At 61.0% G+C, this 18,127-nt stretch carries 16 protein-coding genes; 8 read left to right on the forward strand and 8 right to left on the reverse strand.

Annotated elements, in window-relative coordinates:
* Positions 1–6: 6 nt before the first annotated feature.
* The 5 genes from SLW75_RS19385 to SLW75_RS19405 form a co-directional block, all read right to left on the reverse strand.
* Positions 7–1,254, reverse strand: a complete 1,248-nt coding sequence (locus SLW75_RS19385; protein ID WP_369319144.1) for an ABC transporter permease — start codon at positions 1,252–1,254, stop codon at positions 7–9.
* A gap of 111 nt (positions 1,255–1,365) precedes the next feature.
* Positions 1,366–2,397 (reverse strand): polyamine ABC transporter substrate-binding protein, encoded by a 1,032-nt coding sequence (locus SLW75_RS19390; RefSeq protein ID WP_237251511.1) that lies wholly within the window; start codon positions 2,395–2,397, stop codon positions 1,366–1,368.
* A gap of 90 nt (positions 2,398–2,487) precedes the next feature.
* Positions 2,488–3,612 carry an ABC transporter ATP-binding protein gene (locus SLW75_RS19395; protein WP_410935201.1) on the reverse strand — a complete coding sequence of 375 codons (1,125 nt, stop codon included), beginning with the start codon at positions 3,610–3,612 and terminating at the stop codon, positions 2,488–2,490.
* Positions 3,613–3,905: 293 nt separating this feature from the next.
* Positions 3,906–4,535, reverse strand: a complete 630-nt coding sequence (locus SLW75_RS19400; RefSeq protein ID WP_065991344.1) for a response regulator transcription factor — start codon at positions 4,533–4,535, stop codon at positions 3,906–3,908.
* Positions 4,532–6,520, reverse strand: coding sequence for a histidine kinase (locus SLW75_RS19405; protein WP_410935356.1), 1,989 nt, complete (start codon positions 6,518–6,520; stop codon positions 4,532–4,534). Before SLW75_RS19405 ends, SLW75_RS19400 begins: the two co-directional genes overlap by 4 nt.
* Positions 6,521–6,742: 222 nt before the next feature.
* Here SLW75_RS19405 and SLW75_RS19410 point away from each other — a divergent pair, with 222 nt between their 5' ends.
* Positions 6,743–7,726, forward strand: coding sequence for an alpha/beta hydrolase family protein (locus SLW75_RS19410; protein WP_410935202.1), 984 nt, complete (start codon positions 6,743–6,745; stop codon positions 7,724–7,726).
* Positions 7,727–7,779: 53 nt separating this feature from the next.
* Here SLW75_RS19410 and SLW75_RS19415 read toward each other — a convergent pair whose 3' ends face one another.
* The 3 genes from SLW75_RS19415 to SLW75_RS19425 are packed head-to-tail and all read right to left on the reverse strand — an operon-like array spanning position 7,780 to position 10,324.
* Entirely contained in the window at positions 7,780–8,553 is a 774-nt protein-coding gene (locus SLW75_RS19415) for a DnaJ domain-containing protein (RefSeq protein ID WP_410935203.1), read from the reverse strand.
* On the reverse strand, positions 8,554–9,222 hold the full coding sequence (gene murU, locus SLW75_RS19420; RefSeq protein ID WP_410935204.1) for an N-acetylmuramate alpha-1-phosphate uridylyltransferase MurU: 669 nt from the start codon (positions 9,220–9,222) through the stop codon (positions 8,554–8,556). It abuts the gene before it with no gap.
* 58 nt (positions 9,223–9,280) lie between these two features.
* Complete coding sequence (locus SLW75_RS19425) at positions 9,281–10,324, reverse strand: aminoglycoside phosphotransferase family protein (RefSeq protein WP_065991339.1); 1,044 nt, start codon at positions 10,322–10,324, stop codon at positions 9,281–9,283.
* Positions 10,325–10,453: 129 nt separating this feature from the next.
* Between SLW75_RS19425 and SLW75_RS19430 the strand changes: the two genes are divergently transcribed.
* From SLW75_RS19430 to glpE, 7 genes are all read left to right on the forward strand, one after another.
* Entirely contained in the window at positions 10,454–13,261 is a 2,808-nt protein-coding gene (locus SLW75_RS19430) for an LPS-assembly protein LptD (protein ID WP_410935205.1), read from the forward strand.
* On the forward strand, positions 13,242–14,564 hold the full coding sequence (locus tag SLW75_RS19435) for a peptidylprolyl isomerase (RefSeq protein ID WP_410935206.1): 1,323 nt from the start codon (positions 13,242–13,244) through the stop codon (positions 14,562–14,564). The genes SLW75_RS19430 and SLW75_RS19435 overlap by 20 nt, the downstream gene beginning before the upstream one ends.
* Entirely contained in the window at positions 14,561–15,550 is a 990-nt protein-coding gene (gene pdxA / locus SLW75_RS19440; RefSeq protein WP_410929885.1) for a 4-hydroxythreonine-4-phosphate dehydrogenase PdxA, read from the forward strand. Before SLW75_RS19435 ends, pdxA begins: the two co-directional genes overlap by 4 nt.
* Entirely contained in the window at positions 15,547–16,353 is an 807-nt protein-coding gene (rsmA, locus tag SLW75_RS19445) for a 16S rRNA (adenine(1518)-N(6)/adenine(1519)-N(6))-dimethyltransferase RsmA (protein ID WP_065991336.1), read from the forward strand. The genes pdxA and rsmA overlap by 4 nt, the downstream gene beginning before the upstream one ends.
* Positions 16,354–16,471: 118 nt before the next feature.
* Positions 16,472–16,852 (forward strand): Co2+/Mg2+ efflux protein ApaG, encoded by a 381-nt coding sequence (apaG, locus tag SLW75_RS19450; RefSeq protein ID WP_065991335.1) that lies wholly within the window; start codon positions 16,472–16,474, stop codon positions 16,850–16,852.
* On the forward strand, positions 16,852–17,733 hold the full coding sequence (locus tag SLW75_RS19455; protein WP_410935207.1) for a symmetrical bis(5'-nucleosyl)-tetraphosphatase: 882 nt from the start codon (positions 16,852–16,854) through the stop codon (positions 17,731–17,733). The genes apaG and SLW75_RS19455 overlap by 1 nt, the downstream gene beginning before the upstream one ends.
* 53 nt (positions 17,734–17,786) lie before the next feature.
* The gene (glpE, locus tag SLW75_RS19460) at positions 17,787–18,107 is read left to right on the forward strand and encodes a thiosulfate sulfurtransferase GlpE (protein WP_065991333.1); all 321 of its coding nucleotides are present in this window, start codon (positions 17,787–17,789) and stop codon (positions 18,105–18,107) included.
* Positions 18,108–18,127: the final 20 nt, after the last annotated feature.

An 18,127-nucleotide genomic window follows, 5' to 3' on the forward strand; every position in this document is an offset into this window, starting at 1 on the left:
TTCTCCTCAGCTCAGACGCAGGCGGCTGGCGCCGACCAGCCAGTTGTAGATCAGGTACAGCACAACGGTCGCCAGCAGCAGCAACCCGCCCAGCGCCGTCGCCATGCCCCAGTTGATGCTGGTATTGGTGTAGAACGCCACGAAATAACTGACCATCTGATCGTTCGGGCTGCCGAGCAGCGCCGGGGTGATGTAGTAGCCGATGGCAAGGATGAACACCAACAGACAGCCCGCGCCCACACCGGCGTAGGTCTGCGGGAAGTACACGCGCCAGAAACTGGCGAACGGGTTGCAGCCCAGGGAGATCGCCGCGCGCATGTAGGTCGGCGAGATGCCTTTCATCACGCTGTAGATAGGCAGGATCATGAACGGCAGCATGATGTGCACCATCGAGATGTAAACACCGACCCGGTTGAACACCAGTTCCAGCGGTTTATCGATGATGCCCATGGCCATCAGCGCGCCATTGATCAGGCCGCTCGATTGCAGCAACACGATCCAGGCGGCGACGCGCACCAGGATCGACGTCCAGAACGGCAGCAGGACCAGAATCATCAACAGGTTGCTCTGGCGTGCGGGCAGGTTGGCCAACAGGTACGCCAGCGGATAGGCCAGCAGCAGACAGATCACGGTGATCACTAGGCCCATCCAGAAGGTGCGGGCAAAGATGTCGATGTAAATCGCCTGATCGGGTGTGGCCGGAGCCAGTTCACCGAGGTCATCGATGCGGTGGTCGACAGCGGCCAGCAGGTAATAGGGGGTGAAACTTGAGGTGTTGCGACGGATCGCCTGCCAATACGCGGGATCGCCCCAGCGTTCATCGATGGCTTCCAGGGCCTCTTTATAAGAAGCCGGCTCTTCCTTGAATGGCATTGCGCGAGCCGTTTTCGCCAACAGGCTGCGGTAGCCCGCCAACTCCTGGTTCAAGCGTTTGGACAGATCGCCCAGTGTCTGATTCTTGCGTGCTTCGGACAGGTCCTGGCTCGCGGCTTTGTACACCGCTTCAGGCGGCAGCCCCTTACCGTCCCATTTCGCCACTTCCACCACAGTGAGCGGCATGCCACCCACCACTTCCGGGTTGCTGACGCTTTTGTAGAGCAGCGCCGCAATCGGCACGAGAAACACCAGCAGCAGGAAGATCACCAATGGCGCGATCAACGCCTGAGCCTTCCAGCGATTGACGCGCTCGGCACGGGCCAGGCGTTGCTTCAGGGTCGGGCTGGCGCCTTCAGTCAGGGGCACGGCGGTGGCCATAGTGAACTCCGAAATCTCTCAACAAAGAGCGCGTCCCCTGCTCTGCTTTCAGACAGTTCAGACGACGCACCCGGATCTAACTCACAACCAAGTGCTTACTGGGCAGTGCGCTTATTTGGCGGCCCAAGAGTTGAAGCGCTGTTCCAGCGACTCACCGAAGTCGGCCCAGAATTTCACGTCGATCTGCACCTGATCCTTGATGTTCTCAGGGGTGGTCGGCATATTTTTCAGGGTTTCAGCGCTCAGCAACGGGACCGCGCCGGTGTTGGCCGGGCCGTAAGCGATGTTTTCGGAATAGGTTTTTTGCTGCTCTGGCTTGAGGGAGTAAGCGATGAACTTCTTCGCTTCTTCAGCGTTTTTCGCGCCCTTCGGAATGGCCCATGCGTCGAAGTCATACACGCCGCCGGTCCAGACCACTTTCAGGTTGCTCTCTTTCTGCACGGCAGCGATGCGACCGTTGTAGGCCGAGCTCATCACGACGTCGCCCGACTGCAGATACTGAGGCGGCTGTGCGCCTGCTTCCCACCACTGAATGCTTGGCTTGAGCTTGTCGAGCATCTTGAAGGCGCGATCCTGGCCTTCCTTGGTCCCTAGCACCTTGTAGACGTCTTTCGGCGCAACGCCGTCAGCCATGAGCGCGAATTCCAGCGTGTATTTGGCGCCCTTGCGCAGGCCGCGTTTGCCCGGGAATTTCTCGGTGTCCCAGAAATCAGCCCAGCCGGTCGGCGCGGATTTCAGCTTGTCGGCGTTGTAGGCCAGCACGGTGGACCAGACGAAAAAGCCCACGCCGCACTCAGAGATTGCGCCCTTGACGTAGCTGTCCTTGTTGCCGAGATCAACCGAGGCCAGCGACTCGAACATGTCTTCGTCACAGCCGCGGGACAGCTCGGGCGATTCCACTTCCACCAGATCCCAGGTCACGCTCTTGGTGTCGACCATGGCTTTGACCTTGGCCATCTCACCGTTGTACTCGCCCGCGATGATCTTGCCGTTGCCGGCCTTTTCCCACGGCGCGTAGAAGGCCTTTTCCTGGGCCGCCTTGTTCGCGCCACCGAAGGAAATGACCGTCAGGTCCGCTGCCATGGCTTGCGCGGCGCACATCATGCCGACCGATAAGGCGGTGAGCTTCAATGTCTTGAGCATCAGTTTTTCTCTCCACGAACAATGTTGGTTAAGCGATGGGGGCGATTGGCTCGCCTCTGGGTTCTTCGGTTGACGCGTACCGCAGGTGTATCAATGTGCATCCAGCAACGGGTCCAGCGCTCGGGCGTGCTCGACCTGCCATCCAATGGGCACGACATCGCCAACGCTCAACGCCGGATCAAGCTCGGCGATGGGCTGCTTGACGAAGAAATCGGTTTTCCCGGCCACTTCCAGACGCACCCGCACGTGGTCGCCCAGGTAGATGAATTCGGCAACGCGGCCGGAGAAGCGGTTGACGCAACTCTCGCTGCGGCCGTTGAGGTTCACGCGCTCGGGACGAATGGAAAGCGTGACCGGGTTCCCGGTGGCACCGACATTGATCGCCAGCGCTTCGACTTTCTCGCCGCGCGCCAGGCCCACCACACAGCGGTCGCCGCTCTGGCTGAGCAAGGTGCCGCTGATGCGGTTGTTCTCGCCGATGAAGTTGGCGACGAAGGTGTTTTTCGGCTCTTCGTAGAGGGTGCGCGGTGGAGCAATCTGCTGGATTTCGCCCTGATGGAACACCGCGACGCGGTCCGACATCGTCAGCGCTTCGCCCTGGTCGTGGGTGACGTAAACGACGGTCACGCCCAGACGCTGGTGCAGGTGCTTGATTTCCATCTGCATGTGTTCGCGCAGCTGTTTGTCGAGTGCCCCGAGGGGTTCGTCCATCAGCACCAGCTGCGGTTCGAAGACCAACGCCCGGGCCAGCGCGACACGTTGCTGCTGACCACCCGACAGCTGCGCGGGGTAACGATGGGCGAAGGTGCCGAGCTGCACCATGTCGAGGGCGCGTTTGACCTTTTCGGCCATGTCGGTCTTGCTCATGCCGCGCACCGACAGCGGAAACGCCAGGTTTTCAGCGACGGTCATGTGCGGGAACAGCGCGTAATTCTGGAACACCATGCCGATGTCGCGCTTGTGCGGCGGCACGTTGTTGATCGAACGGCCGGCCAGCAGGATCTCGCCAGCAGTCGGTGTCTCGAAGCCGGCGAGCATCATCAGGCTGGTGGTTTTGCCGGAACCGGACGGCCCGAGCAGGGTGAGGAATTCGCCTTTGCAAATATCCAGGTTGAGGTCTTTGACGATCAGGGCTTCGCCGTCGTAGCTCTTTTGCACACCGCGAAAGCTGACCAGAACATCACTCGCCCCAGCGCTTGAATCGACGTTGCTCATTGCCCACACCTTTGTTTGATCCACCGTAGGGATCAAGCCTAGATGAGGCTGAAGGCCGCGCAAATCGGGGCGTGAGAGAGAATGGCCTAGGTGGGGTGGAAGGTTTCGGGTAGGGATTGCCCTACAGGGATGGCGGGGATAGGTACGCTGCCTGAAAGTAATTCGGCGCTTGAAATAGCGTCTTCGCGAGCAAGCTCGCTCCTACAAGGGATTGCGGTCATTTTGCCGGAGCGCACCTGGCCACGAGGGCGTTAATAAAGGTCTTCTGACAGGTCGTTTTCAGACCGGTGATCTCAGACCAGCTTGTGCTCCATCGCATACTTCACCAGCTCGGCCAGCGAGTTGATTTTCAGCTTTTGCATCAGGCGCGCCTTGTGGGTACTGATGGTCTTGCTGCTCAGCGCCAGTTGCTGGGCGATGTCGTTGACGTTGGCGCCCTGGGCCAGGCGTTCGAACACTGAAAACTCGCGTTCGGACAACAATGAGTGCAACGGCCGGCTGTCCGTGAGCCCGACTTCAAACACCATGCGATCAGCCAGGTCCGGGTCGATATAGCGCCCGCCTGCGGCCACTCGCCGGATCGCTGTCAGCAGCAACGCGGGGTCGCTGTCTTTGGTGGCGTACCCGGCGGCGCCGACCTTCAGGGCCCGCGCGGCCATTTGCGCCTCATCGTGCATCGACAGCACCAGAATCGCAGGGGGATTGCTCAGCGCGCGGATTCGCGGGATCGCCTCCAGGCCGTTGACCCCTGGCATGGAGATATCCAGCAGCACGACTTCGCACGGGATGTGACGCAACGCCTCCAGCAACTGCTCGCCATTGCCGGCCTCCCCGACCACTTGCAGATCCTTTGCCAGGCCGATCAGCTGTTTGATGCCCTCTCGGACAATCGTGTGATCTTCGGCAACCAATACGCGAATCAATGCACGTGCTCCTCAGCGACCGGGTCCAGCGGAATGTGGATGCGCAAGGTTGTGCCTTCTCCGGGCAAGGTGTCCAGATGCAATTGCCCGCCCATGATCAGAACCCGCTCGCGCATGCCCACCAGTCCGAACGAGGCCGGACGCTCGGCGCCCAGATCGAAGCCCTTGCCGTCATCGGCGATGCGCAGGCACAGCACGCTGTCGCTCAGCGTCAGGCTCAGCTCGACCGTGTGCGCTTCGGCGTGGCGCATGACGTTGGTCAGCGACTCCTGAAGGATGCGGAACAGCCCGATGGCCGTTGCATCCGGAAGGCTCGGCAGATTGTCCGGCACCTGCACCAGGCAGGGGATCTGGGTGCGCGCTTCAAAGCGTCGGGCCTGCCACTCAATGGCCGAGGCAATGCCTGCATCGAGAATCGGTGGTCGCAGCGCGGTCGCCACGTCCCTCACCAACTGGAACAACTGAGCAATCAGGCGCTTCATGCTGTTCAAGCGATCCCGCAGGCCAGGGTCGAGATCAGCGTAGGCCAGTTCACACATGGACGTTTCGAGCTTGAGCACGGTCAGCATCTGACCCAGCTCGTCGTGAACCTCCCTGGCGATGCGCGCCTTTTCTTCTTCGCGCACGGTTTCAAGGTGCGCCGACAGCTCGCGCAACTGCTCGGCCAGCACCTGCAAGCGCGCTTCACTTTCTTGCAGCGCGGCCAGGGAACGGCGCCGTTCGGTCACATCGGTGATGAACACCACCAGATACTCGGAATCGCGAAAGCGCAGAAAGCTCAGCGACACATCGGCAGGCAGGATGCTGCCATCGGCGCGCACGCAATTGCTTTCATAGTTCTGCGGCCCTTCCTCGCTGGAGCGAGCGGTTTTCCACAGATTGAGCCAGCGATCGATGTTCAGCCCCGGCTCGAAATCAATCAGCGGCCGGTCCACCACCCCACCCGGCGCATAACCCAGCATGGTTTCGGCGGCCTGATTGGCGTAGCGCACATGGCTGTCCCAGTTGACCCAGAGAATGCCGACGGTGCTCTGATCGATGGAGAACTGCGCCAGCCGCAATGCCTCCTCCCCTGCCAGTCGCTTGGCAATGTCATCCCGCGCAGTGAGCAGCTGCTTCTCCAGTTGCTGCTGTTGTTTGCGCTGCCAGTAAACAATCGCCGCGCTGGCCAGGAGCAGGACCAACAGCAGCAGCGCGATGTTCTTCCACAGCCCCGGCGATTCACTGATCTGCGGGTATTTGGGCTGCAGCCACTGTGTGTGCAACTGCTCGAGATCCCGGGCCGGAATGGCGCTCAATGCCTGGCTGATGATTTCGGCGAGCTGCGGCGTGTCCCTTCGGGAGGCCACGCGCAGCAACTGCGGAAAGCCGATGTCACCGACCACGGCAAGCCCGGCAAACTCGGCCTCGCGGGACAAACGGCTGAGCTGCGCCTCATCGATGACGGCGTATCGCGCCTGTTGACTGAGCAAGAGCTGCAAAGCCTGACGTTCCAGCGGCACGCCTTGCAGATTGAGGTGAGTGTAATTGCTGCGCAGGTAGTCAGCCGTGGTGCTAGGCATGCGCACGGCAACGCGCACCTGGCTGTCGAGCTTTTCCAGATCCACCGCGCCCGCGCCGTCACGTTCGCCGACGATCAGTTGCGGCACGCGCATGTACGGATCGGAATACAGCCACAGGCGCAAGCCGGCAGGCGTCTGGGTCAGGCCCGGGGCGAAGTCGATCTGCCCATCGGCGAGGGCTTTTTCAAGCTCGGCCTGATCGGCATAGCTGCGCCACAGCAGCTCCACCCGGAGGGTCTTTGCCATGAGATTGATGAGGTCGACGTTGGCGCCGGATAACTGCTGGGCGCGACGATCGAGCTGGGCGTAGGGTGTTTGCAGGACGAGCCCGACGCGCAATGGCCCGCGCTGGGTCAGCCATTCCCGCTGCTCGCGGCTCAAGGGGTCGGCCTGGGTGGGTGAGGCGACGGCATGGTGCGACATCGGCAGCACGATCAGCATCAGGCCGATCAAGAGCGCGCGGGTATCGCCGATAACCCGAAGGCACAGCGCACGGATTCTCAAACTGTCGTCTCCATTTCTCTGAATTCCATGCCGATCATGCGCTGTGCCTGTCGCTCGCTGAAGCGCGGCGATTGCCTGGCCTGACAAACAGCCGTCAACCCATTAGTCTGCCGGAATTGTTTCCGGCCTTTGGAATACTCGATGCCCTACACCCTCCGCGCACTATTTCCTGCGCTGTGCCTGACGCTGATACTACCTTGCTCGCCGCTCGTCATGGCCGCGGACCCGGCGCCGGATAAAGACGCCAAGTCGGCTGAAGCGCCGGTCGAGCGGGCCGCATTGCCGTCGCGCAGCGAAGAAGACACCCTGGCGCTTGAGCGTCAGGTGCCGCAGGTCGAGCAACAGCAATTGCAGGCGGGCGACGAGACCTTTCTGGCGTTGTGGAAACCGGCGAACGTCGATGAGCCCAAAGGCGCAGTGATCATCGTGCCGGGCGCCGATGAGTCAGCGGATTGGCCGATTGCGGTCGCACCGCTGCGTCGCAAGCTGCCGGACGTCGGGTGGTCCAGCCTCAGTCTGAGCATACCGGACGCTCACAACGACGGTATTTTTGCCCGTGCGGCGGATGCCCCGGCAGCGGCGAGTGGCGGCGATAAAGCCAAAGACGCTGCGGTGAAAGCCCCCGACCCTGCGGCCACAGCCGAAGCGGAAGCTGCAGCGGCTGCCGAGCAGGCATCTGCCCAGGCGGAAGTGGCCAAGGCCAACGCCGAGAAAATCTTCGCCAGGATCGACAGCGCCGTGGCGTTCGCCCAGCAGAACAAGGCCCGCAGCATCGTCCTCCTCGGCCATGGCAGCGGCGCTTACTGGGCAGCGCGATACATGAGCGAGCGCCCCTCGCCGGCTATTCAACGCTTGGTCATGGTCACGGCCGTGGACACCGGCAAGGAAACACCAGGGCTGATGGAGCTGCTGCCGACGCTGAAAGTCCCGACAGCAGACTTCGTCAACAAGGATCGTCCGGTGCCACGTCAGCAGGCACAAGACCGACTGGACGTTAGCAAACGAACTAAAAACGCTCGATTTACCCAAGTGGCGTTGAGTGCGATTCCCGGGAATCCGGCGATGGAGCAGGATCAACTGTTTCGCCGCGTCCGGGGTTGGCTGGAAGGGGACGCAGCAAAGTAGCGATTACCGCCTTCGACGCTGCCCGTGGGCGGGGCAGCCTTCAAAAGGAAGCGTCAGCGGAACCCGCGCCGATCGCGAATCACTGCATAGGCATGATGCAGCTCGCGGGTTTTCTCGGTGGCATCACGGACCTGTAGTTGATTGGCGCCACTGCCGGCGATCTTGTCCGGGTGGTGACGACTCAGCAATCGACGGTAGGCGCGCTTGATCTGCGCAGGTTCGGCATCCGCTTTCACCCCCAACAGACGCAACGCGTCCTGAAACTCGCCGCCACTGCTGGCGGGAGCGCCCCTCGAGCGTTGTTCGTCTTCGGTCGATGACAACCCTTCGACTTTGCCCGCAGCCCAGCCCAGCCATTTGCCCCACAGCACGATCAACTCGCGTTCGGTGCGCGACGCCCTGCCATCCGCCCACGCCATGCGCCAACAGGCGCGCAACAAACCTTCTGCCGCGTGGGGCTGGCTTTTCAGGCGCGTGAGGTGGACGCGCAAATTGTCGCGCCCGTCCTTGCCCCGATTGAACGCCTGAATCGCCCGCCGTTGCGCCGCCTCGCTGAGGTCCAGTCGGCGCATTTCAACGCGCGCCTGCTGTATATGCCCGTCGACCACCCGACCTTCGCTCTTCGCCAGACGACCCAGCAGAATGAAAATGAGCTCGTCATCGCGCGGTACGTTGCGGCCGCTGGCACGCTCGCGCATCTCCGCCCAGCTCCGGAAATGCAGCCGCCGATCAAGCGCCTGTCCCAGAAGTGCACCGAGCATGGCACCGGGAATGCTGGCAATCAGATACCCGACGCCACCGCCGACCACCGTGAATGGCCACAGCATCTAGGGCTTCACCGCGAGCATCTGCTCGACTTCGGCCAGTCGTTCATGGGTACCGACATCCACCCAGCGGCCGGCAAAACGTTCGCCGGTCACCAGGCTTTTCTCCATGGCGTCACGCAATAAGGGCGCCAGCTTGAATGCGCCCCCGCTGCAGCCCGCGAAGAGTTGCGGGTGCAGGACCGCGATGCCGCTGTAGGTCAGGCGCGGCCGAGCTGCGTCGTCGTGCACCTGCCCGTCGACCAGCGCGAAATCGCCCGCGGGGTGATGCGGCGGATTGTCCACCAGCACCAGATGGGCAAGCCCCTTGAGCGGTTTCGTCAACGAACTGAAATCGAAGTCGACCCAGATGTCACCGTTGACGAGGATAAAAGGCTCGTCGCCCAGCAGCGGCAGCGCACGGAAGATCCCGCCGCCCGTCTCAAGGGGCTCGCCCTCAGGGGAGTAGCGGATATTCAAACCCCACAGGCGACCGTCGCCGAGATGATCTTCGATCTGCTGGCCCAACCACGCATGGTTGATCACAACGTCTTCAACGCCGGCCGCTTTGATCGCGCGCAAGTGGTATTCAATCAGTGGAACGCCGCCGGCTCGCACCAGCGGTTTGGGCGTGTGCAGGGTCAACGGGCGCAGGCGCTCGCCTTTGCCCGCCGCCAGAATCATCGCTTTCATGCGGCCCTCATCAAGACAATCTTCACGTGCAGTCCCTCTTCAATGGCAGTCCATCCCATTACCCGACAGATGCTGGTTTTGCCTGTGTCGGTTTTGTATGGCCAAGGCTGGTCAACAGATTACTCAACTCAACCAACTCCGGGCGTCGCGCCAACACCGCTTCTATATAGGAGAAGAAGCGCGGCACATCGGCTAGGTAGCGTGGTTTGCCGTCACGGTGGCAGATCCGGGCGAAAATACCGATCACTTTCAAATGCCGCTGCACGCCCATCAAATCACTGGCACGACGGAATTCATCGAATTCGTCCTGCACCGGGATGCCCGCCGCGACGGCCTTGTTCCAATACAGCTCAAGCCAGCCGGCTACGCGCGCCTCCGGCCAGCTCAGGAATGCATCCTTGAACAGGCAGGTGATGTCGTAGGTAACCGGGCCGTACACCGCGTCCTGAAAATCCAGCACGCCAGGGTTCGGTTCGCTGAGCATCAAGTTGCGCGGCATGTAATCGCGGTGCACCAGCACCTTCGGCTGGGCCAGCGCGCTCTCGATCAGCAGATCGCTGACGGCCTGCCAACTGGCCTGCTGCGCCTGATCGAACTCCACGCCCAGATGACGCTTCACGTACCACTCGGGGAACAGTTCCAGCTCGCGGCGCAGAAGTGCCACGTCGTAACTCGGCAACGGCGCGTCCATCGGCAGTTGCTGGTAGGCGAGCAGTGCGTCGATTGCGTCAATGAACAGCTGATCGGCGTTTCGCTCGTCGATGACATCCAGGTAGGTCTGACGACCCAGGTCATTCAACAAAAGGAAGCCCTGACTCAGGTCTTCGGCATAAATTTTCGGAACATTAATGCCCGACCCGCTCAATAAATGAGCGATATCCACGAAGGGTTTGCAGTTTTCCTGGGGGGGCGGCGCGTCCATGACAATAAAAGTGCGGCCCTCCCCCTCCCAGCGGAAGTAGCGCCGGAAACTGGCATCGCTACTGGCGGCAGTCAACGTGGCCGGGGGTATTGGCCCCCAGCCCTGGGCCTCAAATAAACGCGGGAGCTGCTCATCGAGCCAAACTTTCAGGTGTTGCAGGCGTACATCTTGATCTGGCATTGCAAGGGTCTCCGACGGCGCTAGCCGTCAAGCGGGTCATGCTTTATTATCCGACATCTTTTTCAGCCCATCGAGAGGCGTGCGGCCCCCCCGCGGGCAGATGGCGCGCAGGAAGCCCGGACTAATAAGATGGCATTGAAATCCCCCGCGTTTCGTAAAAAATTTCCGTTGCTCGTAACCGGCAGTTTGCTGGCGATGCAACCCCTGGCCGTCCCGTACGTGGTTGCCGCCGAACAGTATGACTGCTCGGTGTCTGCAACAGGTGCATGGGATTGCTCTCCGAAAACCAACGCAGCCCAGTTGCCTCCGCGCCCCGTGCACGACGCCAACAGTGTTTCGTCCAACAGCAGCACGGCAGATGGCGCTCAGACGACCACCACTTCCGACGGCGAAGTCGTGCCCAAAACGATGCTGGTCACCGAGGCCAAGGGCCGTGGCCTGAAATCGCGCAGCGCCGATTACAGCCACCTGGACTGGGTTCCGCGCGAGAAACTGACCGCAGCCCAACTGGCTGAGACCGGTCCGTACTGCTCGGGCGCCTACATCGAACCGATCCGTCCGGGCATGGACGACAAGACGCCGAAGAGCGACGCACCGACGTTCATCGGCGCCAAGGCTTCGCGTTATCAGCAGGAAGAGCAAGTTGCGACCCTGGCCGGTGACGTCGTCATGCGCCAGGGCAGCATGCAGGTCGAGGCTGACGAAGCCAGCCTTCACCAGGCCGAGAACCGTGGCGAGCTGAACGGCGATGTCCGTCTGCGCGACAACGGCGCCCTGATCGTTGGCGATCACGCTGAAGTCCAGCTCGACACCGGCGAAGCCAAAGTCGACAACGCCGAGTACGTGCTGCACAAAAACAACGTTCGCGGTAACGCCCTGTACGCTCGTCGTGCCGAGAACGCGATCATCCGCTTGAAGGACGGCACGTACACCACGTGCGAACCGAACAGCAACGCGTGGACCGTGAAGGGCAACAACATCACCCTGAACCCGGCCACCGGTTTCGGTACTGCCACCAACGCCACACTGCGCGTTCATGACATTCCGATCCTGTACACGCCTTACATCTATTTCCCGATCGACGACCGTCGCCAGTCCGGCTTCCTGCCACCGACCATCGGTACCGGCACCGACACCGGCTTCTCGTTGCTCACCCCGTACTATTTCAACCTGGCGCCGAACTATGACGCCACGTTGTACCCGACCTACATGGCCAAGCGTGGCATGTTGCTGGAAGGCGAGTTCCGTTACCTGACCAAGACCAGCGAAGGTCAGTTCGGTGCGGCTTACCTGAACGACGACAACGACGATCGCAAGCTGCAGTCGGATTACAAGGACACCCGCTGGTTGGTCAACTGGCAGGATCGCAGTGGTCTGGATTCGCGCCTGACCAGCAAGATCGATTACACGAAGGTGAGTGATCCGTACTACTTCAAGGACCTGAAAAGCGGTCAGGAAGGCGTAAGCACTCACGACTATCTGAACCAGCAGGGTGCGGTCTACTACCGTGGTGACAACTACACCGCGACGTTGAATGCCCAGCAGTATCAGCTGACCACCGTGACTCAGATCACGCCTTATGGCCGCTTGCCTCAGCTCACGCTGAACGGCTCGCTGCCGTATCGCCCTGAAGGCTTCAAGTTCGATTACGAGACTGAGCTGGTTCGCTTTGATCGTGATCTGCGCACTGGCCAGTACAGCGACGAAGACGGCATTTTCAGCAATCGACTGGATACGAACGTCACGGGTCTGGCTCGCGCGAACGGCGACCGCTTGAACCTCGCGCCGTCGATCAGCCTGCCGCTGACTGCCAGCTACGGTTTTGTGACCCCGAAACTGAAGTACGTTTACACCAAGTACGATCTGGATCTGGACGGGCAAGGCAAGGCCTACCTGGATTCGGCTGCCAATCTGAACTCGACTACTCGTGAGAACTTCGACAGCGGTGTTGACCGCGCGGTGCCGATCTTCAGCGTCGACAGCGGCTTGTACTTTGATCGCAACACCAACTGGTTCGGTAAAAACTACCGCCAGACTCTGGAACCTCGTGCGTACTACCTCTACGTTCCAGAGAAAGATCAGAGCGACATTCCGATCTTCGACAGTGGCGAAACCACGTTCAACTACGCCTCGCTGTTTCGCGACAACCGCTTCGTCGGTTCCGACCGCATTGGCGACGAAAACAAACTGTCGCTGGGCGTGACCAACCGCTGGATCGAAGACAACGGCTTCGAACGTCAGCGCGTCAGTGTCGGTCAGGCGGTGTACTTCGCCGACCGCAAGGTACAACTGCCAGGTATTGCCTTCGAAGACCGCAAAGATGCTCAGTCCGACGTGTCGCCGTATGCGCTCGAATACGAATACCGCTTCAACCGCGACTGGCGTGCCACGTCGGACTTCAACTGGGACCCGGACAGCCGCAGCACACGCTCCGGCAGCGCAATGTTCCACTACCAGCCTGAAGACGAGCCGGGCAAGGTCATCAACGCCGGGTATCGCTATCGCAACGACCAGGTCCGTTACGACCAGACTACAGGTCGCTGGAGCGTAGGCGGGGGTGATTACACCTACCCGGATGGCAGGGTCATCAAGGACTACTACAAGATTCAGCAACATGACTTCTCGGTCATCTGGCCTGTGGTTCCGCAGTGGAGCGCAATCGCCCGCTGGCAGTACGACTACAACCGTGACCGTACCCTCGAAGCCTTTGGTGGTTTTGAATATGACAACTGCTGCTGGAAGCTGCGTCTGATCAACCGGTACTGGGTCGACTATGACGAGTCCACCCAAGAGATACCGCAGAACGAGAAAGGCGACCGCGGCGTCTTCCTACAAATCGTGTTGAAGGGACTTGGCGGCGTCGTTGGCCAAAAAGTTGAAAGCTTCCTCGACAAAGGCATCCAAGGTTATCGTGAACGTGAAGACCAAGCTTTCTGATTGTCTGCGCCCGCTGATGCTGGGCGCGCTGCTTATCGGTACTGTTGCGCACGCTGAAGTGCGCACCATCGACAAGGTAGTTGCCATCGTCGACAACGACGTGGTCATGCAAAGCCAGCTCGACCAGCGCACCCGTGAGGTTCAGCAAACCATCGCCAAGCGCGGGCAAGGTGTTCCGCCTGCCAGCGCACTGGAGTCTCAGGTCCTGGATCGTCTGATCCTGGAAAACCTGCAGATCCAGATCGGCGAACGCTCCGGCATTCGCATCAGCGATGAAGAGCTGAACCAGGCAGTTGCCACCATCGCTCAACGCAACAACATGAGTGTTGACCAGTTCAAGGCTGCACTGACCCACGACGGGCTGTCCTATACCAGCGCACGTGAGCAGATCCGCCGGGAAATGATCATCAGCCGTGTGCGTCAGCGCCGGGTTGCCGAACGCATCCAGGTCTCGGAGCAGGAAGTGAAGAACTTTCTGGCCTCCGATCTGGGCAAAGCTCAGTTTTCCGAAGAGTTCCACCTGGCCAACATCTTGATCCCGACGCCGGACAGCGCGACGTCGGATCAGATTCAGGCCGCTGCAGCCAAAGCCAAGGACCTCTACGGCAAGCTGCAACAAGGCGCGAACTTCGAGCAGATGGCGATCGCGTCTTCGGCCAGTGAAAGTGCTCTGGACGGTGGTGACATGGGCTGGCGTAAAGCCGCTCAGCTGCCGCCTCCGTTCGGCGACATGCTGTCGTCGATGCGTCCGGGCGAGGTTACCCCTCCTGCGCGTACACCGGGCGGCTTCATCATTCTCAAACTGGTGGAAAAACGCGGCGGCGAGACTCAGACCCAGATGCGCGACGAGGTTCACGTTCGTCACATCCTGATCAAGCCAAGCGAAATCCGCAGCCCGGCTGAAACCAAGTTGCTGGCTCAACGTATCTACGACCGCATCCAGAATGGCGAAGACTTCGGCGAACTGGCGAAGGCCTTCTCCGAAGACCCGGGTTCGGCGCTTAACGGCGGCGACATGAACTGGGTTGACCCGCGCTCGCTGGTTCCGGAGTTCCGCGACGTCATGGACGAGACCGCTCAGGGTGTCGTGTCCAAGCCGTTCGAGACCCAATTCGGCTGGCACGTTCTGGAAGTCCTCGGCCGTCGCTCGACTGACAGTACCAGTCAGGCGCGTGAGCAACAGGCGATGACCGTGCTGCGTAACCGCAAGTACGACGAAGAACTGCAAACCTGGTTGCGTCAGATCCGTGATGAAGCCTACGTCGAGATCAAGCTCCCCGGAGCTGATCAGGCGGCCAAGTGAAACCACAGCGTTTCGCCCTGACACCCGGCGAGCCGGCCGGCATAGGCCCTGACCTTTGCCTGCTCCTCGCCGCGCAGTCCCAGCCCCATCCCCTGATTGCCATTACCAGCTGCGACCTGCTCACCGAGCGGGCCGCCCAGCTGGGCGTGGCTGTCAGCCTGATCCCCGTCACACCCGCCGCATGGCCTGATGCCCCCGCCCCCGCTGGCAGTCTGTATGTCTGGGACACGCCGATTCAGGCGCCAGTCGTGGCCGGCCAGCTCGACAAGGCCAACGGTGGTTTCGTGCTCGAAACCCTGATCCGAGCAGGCCAGGGCTGCATCGATGGCCACTTCGCGGGCATGATCACAGCGCCGGTGCACAAGGGCGTGATCAACGACAGTGGCATCCCGTTCTCCGGCCACACTGAATTCCTTGCCGAGCTGACCCACACCGAACAGGTGGTGATGATGCTGGCGACCGGAGATCTGCGCGTGGCGCTGGTGACCACTCACCTGCCCCTGCGTGACGTTGCCGATGCGATCACTGCTGAACGGCTTGAGCGTGTGACGCGCATCCTGCACGCGGATCTGGTCAACAAGTTCGGCATCGCCCACCCGCGGATTCTGGTCTGTGGCCTCAACCCCCATGCCGGCGAAAGCGGGCATCTGGGCCGCGAAGAAATCGACATCATCGAACCTACTCTGGCGCTTCTGCGCAGCGAGGGCCTGGATCTATATGGCCCGCTGCCCGCCGACACGCTCTTTACCCCCAAATATCTGGAGCACTGCGACGCAGTGCTGGCGATGTACCACGACCAGGGCCTGCCCGTGCTGAAGTACAAAGGCTTCGGCGCCGCCGTCAACATCACGCTGGGCCTGCCGATCATTCGCACCTCCGTGGATCACGGCACGGCGCTGGATCTGGCGGGCACCGGCAAGATTGACACCGGCAGCCTCAGGGTCGCTCTGGAAACCGCCTATCAGATGGCCGAGACCCATTCATGAACGAGCAATACCAACACAAGGCGCGCAAGCGTTTTGGCCAGAACTTCCTGCATGACGCTGGCGTGATCGACAAGATCCTGCGCTCCATCCGGGCCAAGGCTGAAGACCGCATGCTGGAAATCGGCCCGGGGCAAGGCGCTCTGACCCAAGGCCTGCTGAACAGCGGCGCGCAACTGGACGTCGTCGAGCTCGACAAAGACCTCGTGCCGATCCTCATGCATCAGTTCGGCAGCAAGCCAAATTTCAGCCTGCATCAGGGTGACGCGCTGAAATTCGACTTCACCAGCCTGAATGCCGCACCCAACAGCCTGCGCGTCGTCGGCAACCTGCCATACAACATCTCGACGCCGCTGATTTTCCATCTGCTGCAGAACGCCCACCTGATCCGCGACATGCATTTTATGCTGCAGAAAGAAGTGGTCGAGCGTCTCGCGGCAGGTCCTGGCGGCGGGGATTGGGGTCGCCTGTCGATCATGGTTCAGTACCACTGCCGCGTGGAGCATCTGTTCAACGTCGGCCCGGGCGCGTTCAATCCGCCGCCGAAAGTGGATTCGGCCATCGTTCGTCTTGTGCCGCACGAAACCCTGCCGCACCCGGCCAAGGATCACCGCGTCCTTGAGCGGGTCGTCCGCGAAGCGTTCAACCAGCGCCGCAAGACCCTGCGCAACACGTTGAAGGCCCTGCTGACCAGCGAGGAAATCACTGAAGCCGGCGTCGATGGCAGCTTGCGTCCAGAACAGCTGGACCTGGCGGCGTTTGTTCGCCTGGCCGACACGCTCAGCGAAAAGCCTGTCGTCGCCTGACCTTCTGGGGACATGTCCGGTCAAAGCCTGAGTACTTGCTTATCCGCGACATGTCCTAGACTGATTTCCAACCTGGCCACTTCCGGCTTTCTCCGCTTTCGCTTTTAAGGCCTCTTGCATGTCTGATTCTCGTTACCAGGTCGACGTCAGCGTCGAGACCCGTTTCCTGGCGGAACAATCGCAGCCTGAGCACAACCGCTTCGCCTTCGCCTACACCATCACCGTGCACAACAACGGCGAACTGCCAGCCAAGCTGCTGTCACGCCATTGGGTGATCACCGACGGTGACGGTCAGGTTGAAGAGGTTCGCGGCGACGGCGTCGTGGGCCAGCAACCGCTGATCCAGCCAGGACAAAGCCACACCTACACCAGCGGCACCGTGATGACCACCAAGGTGGGCAACATGCAGGGCACTTATCAAATGCTCGGAGAAGACGGCAAGCGCTTCGACGCTGTCATCGCTCCCTTCCGTCTGGCCGTACCGGGGGCGCTTCACTGATGGCGGTTTACGCAGTCGGTGACCTGCAAGGCTGCCTTGAACCGCTGAAGTGCCTGCTCGAGCGCGTTGCATTCGAGCCCGGCAAAGACACGCTCTGGCTGGTCGGCGACCTCGTCAACCGAGGCCCGCAGTCACTGGAAACCCTGCGTTATCTCTATGCCATGCGCGACTCGGTCGTCTGCGTGCTGGGTAATCATGACCTGCACCTGCTGGCTGCCGGCCGCAATATAGAGCGCCTGAAGAAAGGCGACACGCTGCGGGAGATTCTGGAAGCGCCGGACGCCGTCGTGCTGCTCGACTGGCTGCGCCAACAGAAGCTGATGCATTACGACGCCGAACGCGATATCGCACTGGTGCATGCCGGAATCCCGCCGCAATGGACGCTGAAAAAAGCGCTGCGCTGCGCCGAAGAAGTCGAGCAGGCGCTGCGCGATGACAATCGCTTCGAGCCTTTTCTCGACGGCATGTATGGCAATGAACCTGCGAAGTGGGACAAGGATTTGCAGGGCGTCACCCGGCTGCGGGTCATTACCAACTACTTCACGCGCATGCGTTTTTGCACCAGCGACGGCAACCTTGATCTCAAAAGCAAGGAAGGTCTCGACAGTGCGCCGGCGGGCTACGCGCCGTGGTTCAAGCACAAAGAGCGCAAGACCAAAGGCGTGGGTATCATTTTCGGCCACTGGGCCGCACTTGAAGGCCAATGTGACGAGCCCGGGGTGTATGCGCTGGACACGGGCTGTGTCTGGGGCGGCGCGATGACGCTGCTCAACGTTGATACCCGCGTGCTGATTCGTTGCGAATGCGACGAGCGTGGCAACGCAAAGGCACCCGCTCCTGCGACATCCTCCGTCAACGAGCCAATTCCGCTGCAGCAGTAATTCCCCCTACGTTCTCGACCGTTCGAGGACCCGACGGCCCAGGAGCCCGAGCCATGACTGACTTCAAACGCATTTCACCCGAACAAGTCCATGCCCTGCGCGAACAAGGCGCGGTGCTGGTGGACGTACGGGACGCGCAGACCTACGCGACCCAGCACATTCCGGACTCCCATCACCTCGACAACCATTCCATCGCCGACTTCATCCGTCAGGCCGATCTGGACAAACCGTTGGTCGTCCTCTGCTATCACGGCAATTCCAGCCAGAGCGCAGCAGCCTATCTTGTGGGTCAGGGCTTCTCCGAGGTCTACAGCATGGATGGCGGTTTCGAGTTGTGGAAAACCAAATTTCCCGAAGAAACCGCACAAGGCTGATCGAAAAATATTTTTGCTGG

The organism is Pseudomonas sp. W5-01, assembly GCF_046540435.1.
Classification (GTDB): domain Bacteria; phylum Pseudomonadota; class Gammaproteobacteria; order Pseudomonadales; family Pseudomonadaceae; genus Aquipseudomonas; species Aquipseudomonas graminis_B.

What these genes read in the sequence shown, in the direction of transcription:
- SLW75_RS19395 (WP_410935201.1), bottom strand. Translation starts at nt 3,612, where the DNA reads ATGAGCAACGTCGATTCAAGCGCTGGGGCGAGTGATGTTCTGGTCAGC.
- SLW75_RS19455 (WP_410935207.1), top strand. Translation starts at nt 16,852, where the DNA reads ATGGCGGTTTACGCAGTCGGTGACCTGCAAGGCTGCCTTGAACCGCTG.
- murU (WP_410935204.1), bottom strand. Translation starts at nt 9,222, where the DNA reads ATGAAAGCGATGATTCTGGCGGCGGGCAAAGGCGAGCGCCTGCGCCCG.
- SLW75_RS19390 (WP_237251511.1), bottom strand. Translation starts at nt 2,397, where the DNA reads ATGCTCAAGACATTGAAGCTCACCGCCTTATCGGTCGGCATGATGTGC.
- SLW75_RS19425 (WP_065991339.1), bottom strand. Translation starts at nt 10,324, where the DNA reads ATGCCAGATCAAGATGTACGCCTGCAACACCTGAAAGTTTGGCTCGAT.
- SLW75_RS19415 (WP_410935203.1), bottom strand. Translation starts at nt 8,553, where the DNA reads ATGCTGTGGCCATTCACGGTGGTCGGCGGTGGCGTCGGGTATCTGATT.
- apaG (WP_065991335.1), top strand. Translation starts at nt 16,472, where the DNA reads ATGTCTGATTCTCGTTACCAGGTCGACGTCAGCGTCGAGACCCGTTTC.
- rsmA (WP_065991336.1), top strand. Translation starts at nt 15,547, where the DNA reads ATGAACGAGCAATACCAACACAAGGCGCGCAAGCGTTTTGGCCAGAAC.
- SLW75_RS19385 (WP_369319144.1), bottom strand. Translation starts at nt 1,254, where the DNA reads ATGGCCACCGCCGTGCCCCTGACTGAAGGCGCCAGCCCGACCCTGAAG.
- SLW75_RS19410 (WP_410935202.1), top strand. Translation starts at nt 6,743, where the DNA reads ATGCCCTACACCCTCCGCGCACTATTTCCTGCGCTGTGCCTGACGCTG.
- SLW75_RS19430 (WP_410935205.1), top strand. Translation starts at nt 10,454, where the DNA reads ATGGCATTGAAATCCCCCGCGTTTCGTAAAAAATTTCCGTTGCTCGTA.
- glpE (WP_065991333.1), top strand. Translation starts at nt 17,787, where the DNA reads ATGACTGACTTCAAACGCATTTCACCCGAACAAGTCCATGCCCTGCGC.
- SLW75_RS19405 (WP_410935356.1), bottom strand. Translation starts at nt 6,520, where the DNA reads ATGTCGCACCATGCCGTCGCCTCACCCACCCAGGCCGACCCCTTGAGC.